Source organism: Pseudomonas sp. NPDC078416 (assembly GCF_050268485.1).
Lineage (GTDB): Bacteria > Pseudomonadota > Gammaproteobacteria > Pseudomonadales > Pseudomonadaceae > Aquipseudomonas.
In genome coordinates this window covers 44,384-57,669 of sequence record NZ_JBNNGV010000019.1, presented here as the reverse complement: position 1 = coordinate 57,669, position 13,286 = coordinate 44,384, and the positions used below count along the sequence as shown (strand labels likewise).

The following is a 13,286-nucleotide window of genomic DNA, read 5'->3' as shown; positions in this document are numbered from 1 at the left end:
CAAGGGCTGTACGGTTTCGACCCGCCCCACCCGGGGAGTGACGTGCCACACAAGATCGGCGCGGGCTCCGCCTTGGCGCACGTTAGGGGCGTGCCTTACCAGCCGCCGCCCTGAGCAGCCTCCACGGCCGTCTTCGCCTTGTGGCAAGGAACGCAAAGCGCTTGGAGGTTCACGTCGTCATCCGTTCCGCCTCGGGCAATGTTGACGATGTGGTCCACCTCAAGGTCGAGCGTCACTATTCCGCAGGCTTGGCAGGTGTACTTGTCACGCAGCAGGATCGAATCGCGCTTACGGCGCCATGGACGACCACCACGGCCGGAGCCCCAACCGCTTTCGGCTTCAGAAGCTACGGGTGCCGCGTATTGCCTTCCCTCTGCCTGCTTCATGCGAGGCGCGAGAGTTGTGAGTCGAGACATGTTTGGTCACCCGATCCAACGCTTAAACACCGCAGTAGAAGCTCACTCGCCTTCCAGCCGAACCATCTGTCCATCGACCGCGAACTCCACTCGTAGCACAGCAAACGACTCCGGCCCTTGGATCAGCTCAACTCGAAGTTGCCCGCCGAGCACCTCACCACTGAACGCGTCATGTACGCAGACATGCACGCCGTTCTTCTTGATGATCAACGGGCGCGACGACAGCAGATAACTGAGTCGGGATTGATCAGCTCGCTTCATGAGTAGTCACCCGCTTCAGTTGTGCTGCAAGCAGCTCATCGAGATGCTTGCCCAGCCGAGCGTAGAGAGAGGTGGTGCGGACGTTGCCGCTCTCCGTCGTGCTGATCTCACTGCACTGATCACGCTCGCCCTGCATTACGCGAACGGTTGACTCAACAGCCTGTTCAAGCGGGTCAAGCATGAAGCTGACGGCCTCACCCTGGACCGCACCAAGCTTATCGATTGCAGACGTCAGCGCGGATGCATCGACACTCACCTTCAGCTCGTCGAGCTTGCCACTCGCCGGAGCCTGCTCACGGAGATTGAAGATGGTTTCAGCGACCTTTGGCTTCGTGCCCGGCGAACCCATGTAGCGCTCGCGGGACAGCTCATGCGATGCCACTTGTACGTGCTGGCCGTATTCGTCGTGAAGGGCGCGATCGATCAGCTCCAGAACATGGGACTTGCCCGAGCCAACAGCGCCGATGACAACGATTTCTATAACTTGGGTCATGGCATCTACTCAACTGTGCAGGCCGGCCACTTGCATCGCGCAACTGCCAGCGCGCCTGCATGGTCGTGGTCTTCCGGCATGATCATGGGGAATGGTGGGTAGCCCGGCACTGTGACGTACCAGGACTTCTTCATCTGGTCTTCATAGCTGCCGAGTACATCGACTCGCACAACTGGCCGGCTATTCGGCTTCGGTCAAGCGCTGCTGCCAGGCTTCCCGCTTCTTCGTCAGCACTTCGACGCAGCTCGGCAAGCACAGCGGCGAGGTCGTCTCTTGTCTTGCCTGTGCTGGCAGGGGCGACAGGACAACCCTTTCGGCTGGCAAGCAGGTCGGTGACTTGTTGCTGCAGGCTGCGAGCGCGGTCATCAGCAACAGCAACAGCAACCGTGACATGTTCAGCTTGTTCGGTGGCATGGTCTGTCGCCTTGTTCGAGTCTTCAGTGAGCTGGCGTTGCAGGCTCAACGTCTTGCTGATCGATGCAGCGCGGGCCGTGGCGGCGTCACGCTCGCCTGTCACGGCAGTCAGGGCTGTGGTCGTGTGATCCAGCCTGATGTACAGATAACCGGTCGCTGCCAGCAGGATCAGCAGTACCCAGGCCCAAGCAGGCACCAGCTTAAGCGCGCCCATTTACGGCGAAACTCTGTCGACGGCCTCGTTGACCTTGTCGGCGGCCTTGCTGGCAACGCCGGCGGCTTCGGTCGCGGTGCTAGCAGCGGCTTCCACCTTCTCCGCAGCCTTGCCCGCTTTGTCTGCGAGCGTGTTCAAGCGCAGATCGCGCTGCTTCAGGGCTTCGTCGTAGCCAGTGCGTACTTGTGCAACCTGATTGCTGTACCAACTGGCGAGCGACCATTGCGACGCACCGAATCCCAACGAAAACGATCCGGCAACCATCAGCAAAGCGATGACCCATACCTCGACCCGACGCCACCAGCGTCGGGCGATGAATTCCATTGCGCATCTGTCCATCAGGCTGCTCCTCCAAGCTGGGACAGCCGGGCGATTTCCGAGCTCTGGCTAGCCACCTTATCTGTGAGTTGTGCGACCTGGCTGGTGAGGGCTTCAATCTTTCCCTCCATCCGGCCAACTGCGGCAGCGAGTTCGTTGCGTTCTTTTGCGAATTGGTCAGCACGCGCGTCCGACTCCTTCCGGGCGGCACGCTCAGAGTCGAGCAGTTCGTTAAGCCTTCGGACGGTGCCGATATCGGCGTTGTCCATGGCGCGATCTGCCGCGTCACGGGACAGAAACTTCCTCAACCACAGGAAGCCTGCCAGCAGCACAGTCCCAGTACCGCCCAGCCAGGTAGCTGTGCCTGGGCCGAGGTCGGTTGGGTCCATTGCAACTCCAGAATAAATCAGCCCCGCAGCACTCCCAGCTCGGAGCGATGGGTGTGGCAGGACCGAAAACGAAAAAGCCCCGGCAAATGCCGAGGCTCAGAATGGTTGCGTGTCTTTCCACGCCTGTCTGCCGATGCCGCCCAGTGAATCAGAGGTGACGGACGCATCAACTGCCGGTGTTCTTTCCGTACGCGTGACAACCGGCTATACCGCGTCCAAGCCCTCCCTTGCAGGCCACCTTGGCTATGGTGTCATTCACACAAAAAAACTTCAAAAACACACTTGACCACTAGGCCCAATGGGCCTAATATCTAACACATGGGAAGCGCACACCGCCCGGCCCGACAACCCCAAGGGGACGAACAAATGAGCATCGAAATGACCAACGCCGAACTCGAAAAGATTCACTCGGAGATCGCGAAACTGATGGCCGAAACCAGCAAGCTGAACGCTGAGACCATCAAGTTCCGCTCCGAAGCTCACAAGATGAGCCGCGAAGCTCTCTGGTACCCACTGGCGATGGCATCGGGTCTGGTCGGTGCGGTAGCCGCAGCGACATTGGCACTGAGCAAATACCTCTCCTGATCCAAAAGCCCCGCGACAGCGGGGCTTCTCATAAGGCAGATATGAAAACCATCAAGCACTATTCGCCGCCAACTACAGTCGCTTTGGAAGCGCTGAAGACCCGCCTCGAACTAACCGGCAACGGCATGGCTGATTTAGCTGGGCTCTCTGATGGGCGGCAATGGCGCAAATACACAGGCGGAGCAAAACCGCGTGAGGTAAGCGCACAAATGCTCTTCTTCATTGCAGCCCGGCTGACCCTTGACCCGGATCAGCTTGAGGCGATCTACGCGCAAATGCGCGAGATGGGAGCCGAGATCGATTTCGCCGAATGAACCACCAGGTGGCAGTTATTCAAGCGGGTCGTGGCGTAATGCCACGCGTCTCTCTTGAAGGGTTACGAGGCCCAGCTTGCGTGGGTTGCAGCACATCCAGCAGGAACAGACCTTGCCGTGATTGGCGAAAATTCCGGCGTCCCTTGGGGATGCTTGCCACTGCTTGGATTTCTGCGCCTGATGAAACTTCGATTTAATGCGGCGTGTGTCATGCCGTCGTTGTGCTCTTGTCATATCAGCCTCCAATAGCCAGATATGACGAAGCCCCGGCAGATTTCTCTGGCGAGGCTCGCGACGCAGTCCTATACACGCAGGAATGACAGGATATGGAGATAATGGCTCATTGGAGCAACGACAGTCAAGCAACCGCTGAAACTAACAGGCCTTCATCATCAAGCATGTGCTGAACCTCGACCAGAGCCTGATCAACCATGCCCTCCAAGCTCTTGCGAATATCACGCCTCCACCGCTCTTGGGTCTTGATCGGACGAGGCTCATCACTCCAGTTGTCCATGTCGTACCAGCCAGCCGGCAGGACGCTGGTGCTGCGCTTGCCTTCCACACCAGCAAGCCGCGGCATTGCCCAGGTCACAATCGCACAGTGACGAAAACGCTCAGGCGCAGGCGATTGGAACTGCTTTACCAGCTCACCTATTGCTGCGTGCTTGCGGCCCGCATGTGTCGAGTACTTCGCTACGAGGGCGCGCCAGTGGTGAGCAGCAAGGTTTTTGTGCAGACGGCTGAACACCATGCAATCCACGAGAAAAGCCGCCTCTTTGCCAACGATTTCCCCCTTCTGTTTAGCGGCTTGAACCTTCGGCTCGAAGTCGCACCCACCCGCGCTGTTTATGGTTTCGGCGGCAAGCGCCCTCACTACTGCTGACTGAACGTCGCGATAAAAGCTCATGGTCTGCCCCTCAATCCCCGGTGTAATTCGAGCCGCCGGCACCGCGGCGGTTGTTCTGTTCGTATTGTTCGTGCGCACCGCCCTGGCTGTGCCGTGCGCGGTTCAGCTCCGCGGTGACATTGCGCAGCTTCATGTTCAGTTGCGGCACCAGGTCTTCAAGCGGCAGCGCCTCGCCGGTCACTTGGCACACCCAGCCCGACCCACGGCAGGCCGTGCAGTCCAACTGATGGAAAATCCCGCTGACAGCGCCATTCCCTCGGCAGGTAGCGCACTCCATCAGCGGCTTCAATTCCTTCCGGAAGGCAGGGCCGTGGCTTCGTTTCATTTGGCCTCCAGCGCTTTCAGCTCAATGGAAACGCTCGCATTCCCGTCACCGCGCTCACACCAAAGGAGCGACTCCGCCTCATAAATCACACCATCGATTCTTACGAAATCACCACGGGACGGAACGCTCGATCGACGGATTGAATGCCAAGGCTCATCACCGATGTAGTACTTGATTTCGACCTCAATCATCGTTTTGAAACCTCGCCTATGGTTGATTCTTGAATGGGGTTGCAGGCCATATGCGGCGCGGCCTGTAGCGATTTGTCGGAGTCCTCAAATCTAAAGCCGGTCAATCCGAGAATGACGTTCAGCCCCTTGCCGTCTAGATGGCGGTGCCATCTCTCCAGCGCGTCACGCTTGCGAGCCATTACGTCGGACTGGATGTACACCTTCACGTTGTGGCCCATGGCATGGTTGATCAGCAGCTCACCGATCAGGTGGTCGATCCCGATATCAGCCCAGCCTGTGCGGGCCAGCTTGCGCAGGTCGTGACTGGTCCACTCGCCCTTCCCCAGACGCGTGAACACGGCACTGGCCTGGCTCTCGCTCAGCGGCCTGCCTCGGCGTCCAGGGAACAGGAATGGCCCGGTGTAGCCTCGGTTCTGCTGCACCTGGCGATACAGCATCAGCAGGTGCCGGACAGCGTCGGTCAGTGGCAGGTAATGCTCCACCCGGGTCTTCGTGTCAGCCGCTGGGATAAACCAGACCTGTTCGGCAAGGCTTATGTGGTCCCAACGAGCCTGGCGGGTTTCACCAATGCGGGTGCCATGGCAAAGCATCATCAGCGCCAGGATCGCGTCATTCGGGATGGGGAACAGCTCACGCAGTAACAACCGCAGCAGCTCCTCGATGTGTACACCGCGGAGACGTGACGGCTTGACGGTGACCTTCGCCTTCGAGAAGTCGCTGAACTTGATCCCGGTGAGAGGGTTGCTCGCGATCAGACCCAGCTTGTGGGCCTGACGGAATGCCAGCGCCAACAGTTGGAAGACGAGCCGCACGTAATCGATGGACAGTGTCTCCTGCATCGGCCACATGAGCTCACGGTCGAGGAAAGCCTTGTCGATATCGGTCAGTGCTGCAGGGCCAAGGCGCGGCAGCAGGTGGCACTTGATCGCAGAGGCGGCAGTGTCTTTGCGCTTGTCGGAGAGGCTGCGATCGCGAGACATGCGCTCCGCGTACCACTCCAGCAGCTCGCCCACGGTCAGCCACTTTGAAAGGTTCGTGCTCGCGCCGGCGTCCAGCCGTAGACGGATGTCAGGTAGCGCCGCGATGACCTGCTTGACGGACAGGTCAGGGTAGCTGCCGATCCGATTCCACTTGCCACGCACGACCAGAAACCACGACGCCCGGGCGCGGGTTTTGGCAAAGCGCAGGTAGAGGCCTCGATGCTCGTAATCCCGAAGGTCACGGACCGTCCCGACCGCCTGCCGTTTGATTTCGGCGTCAGTGATTTTGACTGCTGCCGTCGTCATGCAGCCACCACAGTCGGAGCGAGTCGAAGGTAAGCGCGGATCTGCTCCATCGCATCGAAGTGGCCCCGGCACACGATTGCCAGATAGCCCTGATCGTTGAGCCGGCGGATCCACACGTGCTGGCTGGCCGATACCGCCGCGTCGTTCGGTGCCGTCGCCTTGAACTCGAGGTAAAGGCCGAAGTAGCCGCCGCGCGCCATCGGCAGCACCAGATCGGGCACGCCCGCTTTGACGCCCTGCCCTTTCAGCTTGACGGCGACCTGCTTGTGGCGGTGCCCGCCGTTGGGCACGTGGTAGATCAAGGAGGCTACGTCCGGCAGGCGCAGTTCCAGTTCCTTGATCAGCGCAGCCTGCTCCAGGCCTTCGCGATCGACCGGCTTGGCGCGAGTGACCCGCTGCTTGAACAGCCTCACTTGGATGCGCCTTTAGCTGAGCCGCGGGCCGGGGTGAAAACGAAACCGTCCCGGCCGGCGCGGAGCACGATGGAGTTATTCAGCAGAGCTTTCAGTTGGTCCCAAGTCGTGATCACGCCGCCACCTTCCCTTCGCTGACAAGAATGTCGATGGTCCGCACCATGCCTTCCATGTGCATCGTTCGGAGTTCTTCACGGCTGAACACGGTGTTGCGGCGCGCGTCGACGGCGTCATGGCAGGCCGAGCAAGCCCAGGCAGCCTGCAAGTCGTGCGGCTTCAGGCCGGTGCCGCACCGCGTCCCGGCCATTCGGAGGTGAGCCAGCACCGTGGTTTCGGAATTGCCGTTACATACACCTGGTATGCGGATCTGGCAGTCACGCCCGCGGGCCGCCTTTGTCAGCTTGGTTTGTCGCACGCTGTTGGCTCCCGAGAATGATCGACAGTGACCTCAATCTCCCAGCAATGGGAAAGCATGGCGTCGGTGGTTTTTGTGGTGTGCCAGCCCCGGTAAATAACGTTGTTGCTGTCCAGGCTGTATCCGTGTTCCTTCGCCAACAGGTCGCAAAGCGCTTCGTTGATCTCCGCTTCCGATACGGTCGCCTTGAGGGTCGTGGCGTGGGTGCGGGTAACGTGAGAGTTCATAAGCTGCCCCCGAACTGGAACTCGATAGGGATCACCTGATGCGAATAGCCGTGCTCGATCAGCAGCACGGCGCAGCACAGGACGCGGATCAGTGCATGGAAGATCTTCATTCGGCCAGCCCCTGCGCTTTTTTCTCGAGTTCGATCAGCAGCTCGATGAAGTGCTTGGCCTTTTCCAGATCGGCGATACCGCCCTTGGCGCGCCAGCGCGTGACGTACTTGATGACGCTGCCCTCGGCGAAGGGAATGGCGTTGGCATGGATGAATTCAATGGGCTGAATCTTCAGCGACTTGTAGTGGTCGCCGGACACCTGAGTATTGAGCGCGCTCACTGGGCGATCCCCTTCAGCAAGGTCTGGAGCTGCTTGAGCTTGCCCAGCGCCTCGGCGTTGGTATCGCGCTCAACCTCAACCGACAGGGCAACCTCCTCGATGCGTGCCGCCAATCCTTTCAGGCGCGCACCGATATCGTCAGCCAGATTGATGACCTCAGCGGAGAGACCCACCAGCGCATCCAGCGCCTGGACATCCGGCTTCTTGAGGGGGACGACGGTTTCGTTGGCAGGCTTTGGCATGGGCTTTTCAATCCTCAATTTTGTGGTTACGGCGTCGCGCTGAAACTTGCTGCCAACTGGTTCGCGGATAATTCCGGCGTCCTTCAATTCGCCGAGCGCGCGGCGGACCGCGTGCACGGCAACAGACGTGGCGTTCGCTGCCAGGGCGGCGCAGTGAATCTCATGGGCGCTCCACGGTTCCTGGATAGGCACGTGTTCAAAGATCTTTCGAGCGGTGGAGGACTGCCCGGCTAGCAGCTGTTGAATACGGGAATCTGTAAAGGCCATCAGCGAGCCTCCGCGGTGCGGTCAGCTGGCGAGGGAGCGGCGCGGCGGGCGCGCAGTTCGGCCAGGGCCTTGTTACCGATGTCGGGAGTGCGGCGGGCTTCGGCCCGAGCTGGCAGGGCCAACGGCATTGGCTGCAATGGCAAACCCTCGATCATGCGGCGGCAGGTGACCACGTAGTTGCGCTCGAACAGCTTCATGGCGAGGGAGGTTTCGAGGCGGTTGAGCGGTTCGAAGCCGCACTCCTTCGCTGTGTGCCAGACAGCCGGATGCGACCACTTGCCCTGCCCAGCCATAGATGGGTGAGCGTTGCGGCAGGCCTCTCGGAAAGCCTTCTCCAGTGGAGGGATGCCGAGCATTTCCGGCGTGGGCTGGCACAGCTTGATGAACTTGCCAACGCTCGGTGCGAAGTCCGAGCCCAGCTTGCGGCACTGCTCGATGCCGAAGCGGATCTGCTCGATGCGCGTGATGTTCTCGGCCATGAAAGCTTTGACCCATGTGGCCTTTGCCGCGCCGATGTCTTCCTTGTCAGGCCAGGCCTGCTTCCACGCAGGGAAGATCGCCTTCAGCTCACGGAACAGCTGGTTGATCACGTGGACGGTGCCCGCGTCGATCGTGAGCGGCACGACCTCGGCAGATGGAACGTTCGGCAGTTGCTGCATGATGCTCGCGACGGACTTCATCACAGACCTCCCAGATTTTCAGCCCAGCTGGTGTCGTCGAAATCTGGTGCCTGGCCTTGGCCTGCCGCCTTGACTCGCTCACGCTTGACCCACTGCACCAGGCGATAACACCAGCCATGCGAAGAATCGACAGTGCCCGGGCGGGCAGCGTAGAAACCCTTGAACGATCGAACTGCCGCGTCCGGCACCGAGTCTGCCGGGATGCCGGCGATTGCGATCTGGTCGGCCAAGGCTTTGGCGTTTGGCTCCCACGTGGCGAACATGGCGAAGCGTTGGTTCGCCGGCGGGCACTCAGCGGCGGCGAGGTCTTGCTCGGCAATCTCAGCGGCCAAATCGCGCTGCAGCTGCTGCTCTTCGGTTAATTGATGGTTAAGTGATGTATTGGGTGCAGCTGCTGCACCCCGTTCTGCGTTTTCCTGCACCCCGTTCTGCTGTGAGCTGCACCCCGTGCGGTTATCTGCACCCCGTTCTTTACGGGGTGCAGCATTTGCACCCCGTTTAAGTTGGAGGTCGTACACGACTGGGCGGCGGTCACGGCGATCGATATACGCGGCGGCAATGGCCTGATTGCCCTCGGTGATGAAGCCCGCCTTCTCCAGCTCATCCAGTTTCAGGCGCACGGTGCGCTCGGAAAGACCGGTGTCGTCTGACAGGGTCAGCGCAGACGGGAAGGCACCACGGCCATCGCTACCGGCGTAGTTCGCCAGGCAAAGCAACACATGACGGGCAGCAGGGTTTTCGAGGGAAGCCTTCGGCAGTGCAAGAGCCCATGACATAGCTTGAACGCTCACAGCGCCGCTCCAATATTCTTTTCGGCCAGGTAGGCGAGGCCTTTCGGGGTGACGAGGGGCTGGTACGCAGCGCGATCGGCGCCCGTCTCAGCATCAGGCTTGAGCTCCGTCACCTTGTGGACCATGAAGCCCTTGGTGATCCGAGGCTGATACGCCGTCCAGCGCTTGGAGCCACCGCGGTGGAATATCCAGCGATGGGCTTCAAGCCACGCGAAAAGCTGGGTCGGAGAAATCTGCAGATGCTTCGCAGCATCGCTGATGCATATCGAGCCACATGCAGCGGCAAGACGATTGATTGCGGCGACCCTTGGCGCTTGATGGTCAACCAGCAGCTGGAGGCGCTGGCTTTCCCTCGCTTGATCGGCTGCCACTTGGAGCGCCTCGGCATAGTTGGCCGGAATCCGGAGACGGCCATCGGCCTGATCCTCCAGTTCCTGCCATCGGTCAACGAGCCGAGCGGTGAACTCCGGGCTGAGCTGGGCCACGACGACAAAGCTGTCACGCTTGCACAGGTGGTAAACGGATTCAGTGCGCGGACGGCCCAGCGAGTCTTTGGTCTGTTCGTCCCCCACTGGGGGCTGGACGATGGTGCCGCGCTGAACAAGGCGGTCGATGGATTGCTTGACCTTGTCGTGACGAGAATTGAGCAGGTCCGATATCTCACGCGACGACATGGACTGACGCGTCATGGTCTGTCGCATAGGGAAAACTGACGAATCAGGGGCCCTATTGCTCTGGGTGTTCGTGGTGTGCATAATCGACCTCGCTAACGCTGTAGAAAGAGCCGACCTCGACCGTCGGCTTTTTTGTGCCCGGGATTTAGTGAAGCTTCGAAGCGATGAGTGATGCCTGATCGGCCATAGCGACTGCGTGGGCGGCTAGCGAGCGGCAGAAGGATTCGAAGGACTCGGCGTACATGTGGTCCTTCTGGTCAAACACGCCATCCGCGAATACTTTCCCGCCCAGCCCGGCGACCAGGCCGAAGTTCGTGGCGATGCCAGCGAACACTTGCAGAGCGTCATCCACACCGGAGCCGATCTGCTTGACGGCCAACAAGCCATAACGACTCGCCAGCTCGGTCAGAGCTCGGTCACGCCATGGCTGATCCAGCGCGGCCACCCACGACTCTTCAATCCACGATGGGATTTCGATACGGTCGCCGCTGTCATCAAGCCAACGCTCGACACGCTTACTCCACGCCTTGTAGGCGCGGCCGTATGCCTGCATATCTGCGGTCTTGGTCAGAGCCTGAAGATCAGGAAAGCCTTTCTCCTTGCAGCGCGCCGGCGCTCGATCAAACAACTGATGATTGAGCTGCTCAGCGAAACCGTCTTGGCTCATGCTGGTGCGGGCGATCATGTCGCGGGCAATGGCAACCAGCACCGCATCGCGTGTTTCGTGTCGCAAGTTCGACGTTTCCATGAGGCTCTCTCGCTCGTAATCTGTGGTCATGCCATTTCGCTACTACTAATCAAGGACGAGTCGATGACCGCTCCAACTTCTTCAAGCGACGGACTTGCCTGGATGGGCTTCAGCGAGCAGCCAGGACGGTTCGAAGGGTTTGCCCCTGGCCGAAGCGAGTGCCGCGATACGCTCTGCGTATCGGGTCTCGCCTGTGTATTCGGTACGAGGCAGGCACTCTGCAGACAGCCACTTGTAAACCGCGCGGGGCGACTTGCCGCACGCCAGGGCAACCACTGGAACGCCGCCGGCGTCATCAATCGATTTCTTAAGCGGGCCCATGTGGCCTCCATAGATAATATGAACTTGCAGTACATATTATGTCGGAACTGAAAGTACATGCAAGGCCGTGCGATATTGAACCTATGGTTCAAATAGAAGAAATCCGCACTGCTTTCGCCTCTCGCCTCAAAAAGTCACTTGCTGCCAAAGGCATTGATCAATGGGGAGCGGGCGCTCGCCTCGCAGAAGTAGCGAAGGTCACTCCGAAAGCAGCGAGCAAATGGCTGAATGGCGAGTCGATTCCAGGGCCCGCTAAAATGCATGCGATTGCGGCTTTTTTAGACGTCAGAATCGAATGGCTGCAGCACGCATCGGGGGATGGCCCAGAGGCATTCGCACCTCGTCAAGCCTCGGAAGCGCCGGATCTAGGGTCCCCTTCCGCCGCAGACAAGATTCGCCAGATGCTTGCCGGGAAAAGCTTGGGGGAAGATCGCCTGCAGAAGCTGCTGGCCGTTGCTGAAGGGAACGAACCAGAGGGAACAGTCAGCGTACTGGTGAACGATGCCTACAGGCCAGGCAAGGTCGGAGATGAGGTCTGGATTGCGCACTACGATGTGCGCGGCGCGCTGGGTGATGGTGAGGTGGCTCACGACTTCCCGGAGCTGCTTCAGGACATCCGCATCAGCCCTTCCCATCTTCGCTCGATGGGTGTCGAGTTCAAGGAACACTACAATCTGAAGGTCATCACTGGGTGGGGTCAGTCGATGACGCCCACCATCAAGCATGGCGATCCGTGCCTGGTGGACATCAGCATCAAGGAATTCATCGGCGACGGGATTTACTACTTTTCGTACGGCGGCTTCCAGTACATTAAGCGCTTGCAGATGAAGGGCAAGGACAAATTTAAAATGATCTCGGACAACCGCAAGCACAAGGCCGAGGACATCATCATCGACGAGACCTACATCCAGGCACGCGTTCTATTTGTGTGGAACGGGAATCTCGTTTAGCTAAGGCAAGGAGCAAAAATGACTGGGCTGAAGTTAGCCATTATCGCGTGTATTTTGCTAGCCGCGGGATGCAGCGCCTACTCGCAGCCGTTCCCCTATCGCGATGCAAGCAGCGGTCCAAACTTGTACTGCAGCATGGACCCTCCAAATCAGCCCGGATGTCGGTAGCTACCAACCGTCATCGTCGCCTGCTACAGAAGCCCGCATAAAGTGCGGGCTTTTTTGCGCCAGCTAGAAAGGCGCCGGTTCTTCTGGCTCGAATGGATCGGCGGCCTGGGCCGGCCTCTCGTCATCCGCCGATGGCTCCCACCTCAACGTGATCGACGCATCTTCGTGATTGTGCGCAAGCTCAATCCCGTCCGCCTCTGACAGCGCGCTCACGATCTCGCTCCACTCCCTCTCCCCGTCCGTATCCAGCCGATGAATCCTAACCTCCCGCCGCTCTTGGGCGATCGGGTGATTGATCATTGACGACACGCGCAGTGATAGCCGCTCCATCGCGCTCATCGGTTTCAGAACTGCTTCCTTTTTCTTGCCTTGCTGCGCCATAAATTCCTCCCAATAATACTGTATATCCATCCAGTAATCGAGGACGAGCATAGCGAACCTTAGGTTCGTCGTAAATCCTAAATGCGCGAGCGGTGCCTTCACGGGAAACAGTCATGTCAATAATTTGTACTTTTGGTACTTGACTCAATATGAACCGATAGTTCATATTTGGCTCATCGCAGCGATAAACCACTGCGAGCTGCCAAGCGAGGTAGCCGCTCTTTAAAAATCAGCCGCAACAAATCAACAGACCGCAGTGCCTCTACCGGCGACCGGCGATCAGACAGGCGAACGAGGAAAGCCTGCCAACGACAGGGACAACCCTGGACGGCTGATCGATGACGAAACGTCAGAACCGCGTGAATGACCCGGGCAAGCAATGCAAACCGCGAATCCCAGCGGCAGAAGGGAGAGACAACGAACTGAATTAGCGGTCCCGATAGCCTCGGCTGGGAACGCCGGACCTCATGCACCCTGCCCCACTCAGTCGGGCACATCGCGCTGTAGCGTGCATGTTGTAAGGACCTTTGATACGCAACCTACAGATGCTGATTGAGGTGACGAG

Annotated in this window: 24 protein-coding genes; 3 read left to right on the top strand and 21 right to left on the bottom strand. The window is 59.4% G+C overall.

Annotation, left to right across the window (positions count from 1 at the left end; translation table 11 throughout):
* Positions 1-95: 95 nt before the first annotated feature.
* The 6 genes from ACQKEN_RS17080 to ACQKEN_RS17055 all read right to left on the bottom strand — a co-directional run bounded on the left by ACQKEN_RS17080 (position 96) and on the right by ACQKEN_RS17055 (position 2,505).
* A complete protein-coding gene (locus ACQKEN_RS17080; RefSeq protein ID WP_427687238.1) occupies positions 96-386 on the bottom strand; it encodes an HNH endonuclease in 291 nt (96 codons plus the stop codon).
* Positions 387-458: 72 nt separating this feature from the next.
* Positions 459-677 carry a hypothetical protein gene (locus tag ACQKEN_RS17075; protein WP_427687236.1) on the bottom strand — a complete coding sequence of 73 codons (219 nt, stop codon included), beginning with the start codon at positions 675-677 and terminating at the stop codon, positions 459-461.
* On the bottom strand, positions 664-1,170 hold the full coding sequence (locus tag ACQKEN_RS17070; RefSeq protein ID WP_427687234.1) for a hypothetical protein: 507 nt from the start codon (positions 1,168-1,170) through the stop codon (positions 664-666). The genes ACQKEN_RS17075 and ACQKEN_RS17070 overlap by 14 nt, the downstream gene beginning before the upstream one ends.
* 130 nt (positions 1,171-1,300) lie before the next feature.
* The gene (locus ACQKEN_RS17065; RefSeq protein ID WP_427687232.1) at positions 1,301-1,798 is read right to left on the bottom strand and encodes a DUF2514 family protein; all 498 of its coding nucleotides are present in this window, start codon (positions 1,796-1,798) and stop codon (positions 1,301-1,303) included.
* A complete protein-coding gene (locus ACQKEN_RS17060; protein ID WP_037010785.1) occupies positions 1,799-2,137 on the bottom strand; it encodes a hypothetical protein in 339 nt (112 codons plus the stop codon).
* Positions 2,137-2,505: a hypothetical protein gene (locus ACQKEN_RS17055; protein WP_037010788.1), complete on the bottom strand. Its 369-nt coding sequence runs from the start codon at positions 2,503-2,505 to the stop codon at positions 2,137-2,139. Before ACQKEN_RS17055 ends, ACQKEN_RS17060 begins: the two co-directional genes overlap by 1 nt.
* Positions 2,506-2,871: 366 nt before the next feature.
* Between ACQKEN_RS17055 and ACQKEN_RS17050 the strand changes: the two genes are divergently transcribed.
* Together ACQKEN_RS17050 and ACQKEN_RS17045 are read left to right on the top strand one after the other, a co-directional pair.
* Entirely contained in the window at positions 2,872-3,090 is a 219-nt protein-coding gene (locus tag ACQKEN_RS17050; RefSeq protein WP_427687229.1) for a hypothetical protein, read from the top strand.
* Positions 3,091-3,131: 41 nt separating this feature from the next.
* Positions 3,132-3,404, top strand: coding sequence for an XRE family transcriptional regulator (locus tag ACQKEN_RS17045; RefSeq protein ID WP_427687227.1), 273 nt, complete (start codon positions 3,132-3,134; stop codon positions 3,402-3,404).
* A gap of 358 nt (positions 3,405-3,762) precedes the next feature.
* On the opposite strand, the gene ACQKEN_RS17040 is transcribed toward ACQKEN_RS17045, so the two are convergent.
* The 14 genes from ACQKEN_RS17040 to ACQKEN_RS16975 all read right to left on the bottom strand — a co-directional run bounded on the left by ACQKEN_RS17040 (position 3,763) and on the right by ACQKEN_RS16975 (position 11,222).
* Positions 3,763-4,311, bottom strand: a complete 549-nt coding sequence (locus ACQKEN_RS17040) for a hypothetical protein (RefSeq protein WP_427687225.1) — start codon at positions 4,309-4,311, stop codon at positions 3,763-3,765.
* A gap of 10 nt (positions 4,312-4,321) precedes the next feature.
* Positions 4,322-4,636: a hypothetical protein gene (locus tag ACQKEN_RS17035; protein WP_427687223.1), complete on the bottom strand. Its 315-nt coding sequence runs from the start codon at positions 4,634-4,636 to the stop codon at positions 4,322-4,324.
* Positions 4,633-4,827, bottom strand: a complete 195-nt coding sequence (locus ACQKEN_RS17030) for a hypothetical protein (protein WP_427687222.1) — start codon at positions 4,825-4,827, stop codon at positions 4,633-4,635. The genes ACQKEN_RS17035 and ACQKEN_RS17030 overlap by 4 nt, the downstream gene beginning before the upstream one ends.
* A complete protein-coding gene (locus ACQKEN_RS17025; protein WP_427687220.1) occupies positions 4,824-6,113 on the bottom strand; it encodes a tyrosine-type recombinase/integrase in 1,290 nt (429 codons plus the stop codon). The genes ACQKEN_RS17030 and ACQKEN_RS17025 overlap by 4 nt, the downstream gene beginning before the upstream one ends.
* On the bottom strand, positions 6,110-6,526 hold the full coding sequence (locus ACQKEN_RS17020; RefSeq protein WP_427687219.1) for a VRR-NUC domain-containing protein: 417 nt from the start codon (positions 6,524-6,526) through the stop codon (positions 6,110-6,112). Before ACQKEN_RS17020 ends, ACQKEN_RS17025 begins: the two co-directional genes overlap by 4 nt.
* A 112-nt stretch (positions 6,527-6,638) precedes the next feature.
* Positions 6,639-6,941 carry a DUF1364 domain-containing protein gene (locus tag ACQKEN_RS17015; protein WP_427687217.1) on the bottom strand — a complete coding sequence of 101 codons (303 nt, stop codon included), beginning with the start codon at positions 6,939-6,941 and terminating at the stop codon, positions 6,639-6,641.
* Positions 6,923-7,168, bottom strand: a complete 246-nt coding sequence (locus ACQKEN_RS17010) for a hypothetical protein (protein ID WP_427687215.1) — start codon at positions 7,166-7,168, stop codon at positions 6,923-6,925. Before ACQKEN_RS17010 ends, ACQKEN_RS17015 begins: the two co-directional genes overlap by 19 nt.
* A 106-nt stretch (positions 7,169-7,274) precedes the next feature.
* Positions 7,275-7,499, bottom strand: coding sequence for a DUF3310 domain-containing protein (locus ACQKEN_RS17005; protein ID WP_423574326.1), 225 nt, complete (start codon positions 7,497-7,499; stop codon positions 7,275-7,277).
* On the bottom strand, positions 7,496-8,008 hold the full coding sequence (locus ACQKEN_RS17000; RefSeq protein WP_427687213.1) for a hypothetical protein: 513 nt from the start codon (positions 8,006-8,008) through the stop codon (positions 7,496-7,498). Before ACQKEN_RS17000 ends, ACQKEN_RS17005 begins: the two co-directional genes overlap by 4 nt.
* Complete coding sequence (locus tag ACQKEN_RS16995; protein WP_427687211.1) at positions 8,008-8,688, bottom strand: replication protein P; 681 nt, start codon at positions 8,686-8,688, stop codon at positions 8,008-8,010. Before ACQKEN_RS16995 ends, ACQKEN_RS17000 begins: the two co-directional genes overlap by 1 nt.
* Positions 8,688-9,464 (bottom strand): helix-turn-helix domain-containing protein, encoded by a 777-nt coding sequence (locus tag ACQKEN_RS16990; protein WP_427687330.1) that lies wholly within the window; start codon positions 9,462-9,464, stop codon positions 8,688-8,690. The genes ACQKEN_RS16995 and ACQKEN_RS16990 overlap by 1 nt, the downstream gene beginning before the upstream one ends.
* A gap of 11 nt (positions 9,465-9,475) precedes the next feature.
* On the bottom strand, positions 9,476-10,234 hold the full coding sequence (locus ACQKEN_RS16985) for a phage antirepressor KilAC domain-containing protein (protein WP_427687209.1): 759 nt from the start codon (positions 10,232-10,234) through the stop codon (positions 9,476-9,478).
* Between the two features lie 64 nt (positions 10,235-10,298).
* The gene (locus ACQKEN_RS16980; protein WP_427687207.1) at positions 10,299-10,901 is read right to left on the bottom strand and encodes a hypothetical protein; all 603 of its coding nucleotides are present in this window, start codon (positions 10,899-10,901) and stop codon (positions 10,299-10,301) included.
* Positions 10,902-10,982: 81 nt separating this feature from the next.
* Positions 10,983-11,222 (bottom strand): hypothetical protein, encoded by a 240-nt coding sequence (locus ACQKEN_RS16975; protein ID WP_122537659.1) that lies wholly within the window; start codon positions 11,220-11,222, stop codon positions 10,983-10,985.
* Between the two features lie 83 nt (positions 11,223-11,305).
* Here ACQKEN_RS16975 and ACQKEN_RS16970 point away from each other — a divergent pair, with 83 nt between their 5' ends.
* Positions 11,306-12,172, top strand: coding sequence for an XRE family transcriptional regulator (locus tag ACQKEN_RS16970; protein WP_427687328.1), 867 nt, complete (start codon positions 11,306-11,308; stop codon positions 12,170-12,172).
* A gap of 231 nt (positions 12,173-12,403) precedes the next feature.
* Here ACQKEN_RS16970 and ACQKEN_RS16965 read toward each other — a convergent pair whose 3' ends face one another.
* A complete protein-coding gene (locus ACQKEN_RS16965) occupies positions 12,404-12,721 on the bottom strand; it encodes a DUF1654 domain-containing protein (RefSeq protein ID WP_427687326.1) in 318 nt (105 codons plus the stop codon).
* Positions 12,722-13,286 lie beyond the last annotated feature (565 nt).

What these genes read in the sequence shown, in the direction of transcription:
- ACQKEN_RS17030 (WP_427687222.1), bottom strand. Translation starts at nt 4,827, where the DNA reads ATGATTGAGGTCGAAATCAAGTACTACATCGGTGATGAGCCTTGGCAT.
- ACQKEN_RS17045 (WP_427687227.1), top strand. Translation starts at nt 3,132, where the DNA reads ATGAAAACCATCAAGCACTATTCGCCGCCAACTACAGTCGCTTTGGAA.
- ACQKEN_RS17010 (WP_427687215.1), bottom strand. Translation starts at nt 7,168, where the DNA reads ATGAACTCTCACGTTACCCGCACCCACGCCACGACCCTCAAGGCGACC.
- ACQKEN_RS17025 (WP_427687220.1), bottom strand. Translation starts at nt 6,113, where the DNA reads ATGACGACGGCAGCAGTCAAAATCACTGACGCCGAAATCAAACGGCAG.
- ACQKEN_RS16970 (WP_427687328.1), top strand. Translation starts at nt 11,306, where the DNA reads ATGGTTCAAATAGAAGAAATCCGCACTGCTTTCGCCTCTCGCCTCAAA.
- ACQKEN_RS17000 (WP_427687213.1), bottom strand. Translation starts at nt 8,008, where the DNA reads ATGGCCTTTACAGATTCCCGTATTCAACAGCTGCTAGCCGGGCAGTCC.
- ACQKEN_RS16990 (WP_427687330.1), bottom strand. Translation starts at nt 9,464, where the DNA reads ATGTCATGGGCTCTTGCACTGCCGAAGGCTTCCCTCGAAAACCCTGCT.
- ACQKEN_RS17035 (WP_427687223.1), bottom strand. Translation starts at nt 4,636, where the DNA reads ATGAAACGAAGCCACGGCCCTGCCTTCCGGAAGGAATTGAAGCCGCTG.
- ACQKEN_RS17040 (WP_427687225.1), bottom strand. Translation starts at nt 4,311, where the DNA reads ATGAGCTTTTATCGCGACGTTCAGTCAGCAGTAGTGAGGGCGCTTGCC.
- ACQKEN_RS17070 (WP_427687234.1), bottom strand. Translation starts at nt 1,170, where the DNA reads ATGACCCAAGTTATAGAAATCGTTGTCATCGGCGCTGTTGGCTCGGGC.
- ACQKEN_RS17060 (WP_037010785.1), bottom strand. Translation starts at nt 2,137, where the DNA reads ATGGACAGATGCGCAATGGAATTCATCGCCCGACGCTGGTGGCGTCGG.
- ACQKEN_RS17055 (WP_037010788.1), bottom strand. Translation starts at nt 2,505, where the DNA reads ATGGACCCAACCGACCTCGGCCCAGGCACAGCTACCTGGCTGGGCGGT.
- ACQKEN_RS16975 (WP_122537659.1), bottom strand. Translation starts at nt 11,222, where the DNA reads ATGGGCCCGCTTAAGAAATCGATTGATGACGCCGGCGGCGTTCCAGTG.
- ACQKEN_RS17065 (WP_427687232.1), bottom strand. Translation starts at nt 1,798, where the DNA reads ATGGGCGCGCTTAAGCTGGTGCCTGCTTGGGCCTGGGTACTGCTGATC.
- ACQKEN_RS16980 (WP_427687207.1), bottom strand. Translation starts at nt 10,901, where the DNA reads ATGGAAACGTCGAACTTGCGACACGAAACACGCGATGCGGTGCTGGTT.
- ACQKEN_RS17050 (WP_427687229.1), top strand. Translation starts at nt 2,872, where the DNA reads ATGAGCATCGAAATGACCAACGCCGAACTCGAAAAGATTCACTCGGAG.
- ACQKEN_RS16995 (WP_427687211.1), bottom strand. Translation starts at nt 8,688, where the DNA reads ATGAAGTCCGTCGCGAGCATCATGCAGCAACTGCCGAACGTTCCATCT.
- ACQKEN_RS16985 (WP_427687209.1), bottom strand. Translation starts at nt 10,234, where the DNA reads ATGCACACCACGAACACCCAGAGCAATAGGGCCCCTGATTCGTCAGTT.
- ACQKEN_RS17080 (WP_427687238.1), bottom strand. Translation starts at nt 386, where the DNA reads ATGAAGCAGGCAGAGGGAAGGCAATACGCGGCACCCGTAGCTTCTGAA.
- ACQKEN_RS16965 (WP_427687326.1), bottom strand. Translation starts at nt 12,721, where the DNA reads ATGGCGCAGCAAGGCAAGAAAAAGGAAGCAGTTCTGAAACCGATGAGC.
- ACQKEN_RS17075 (WP_427687236.1), bottom strand. Translation starts at nt 677, where the DNA reads ATGAAGCGAGCTGATCAATCCCGACTCAGTTATCTGCTGTCGTCGCGC.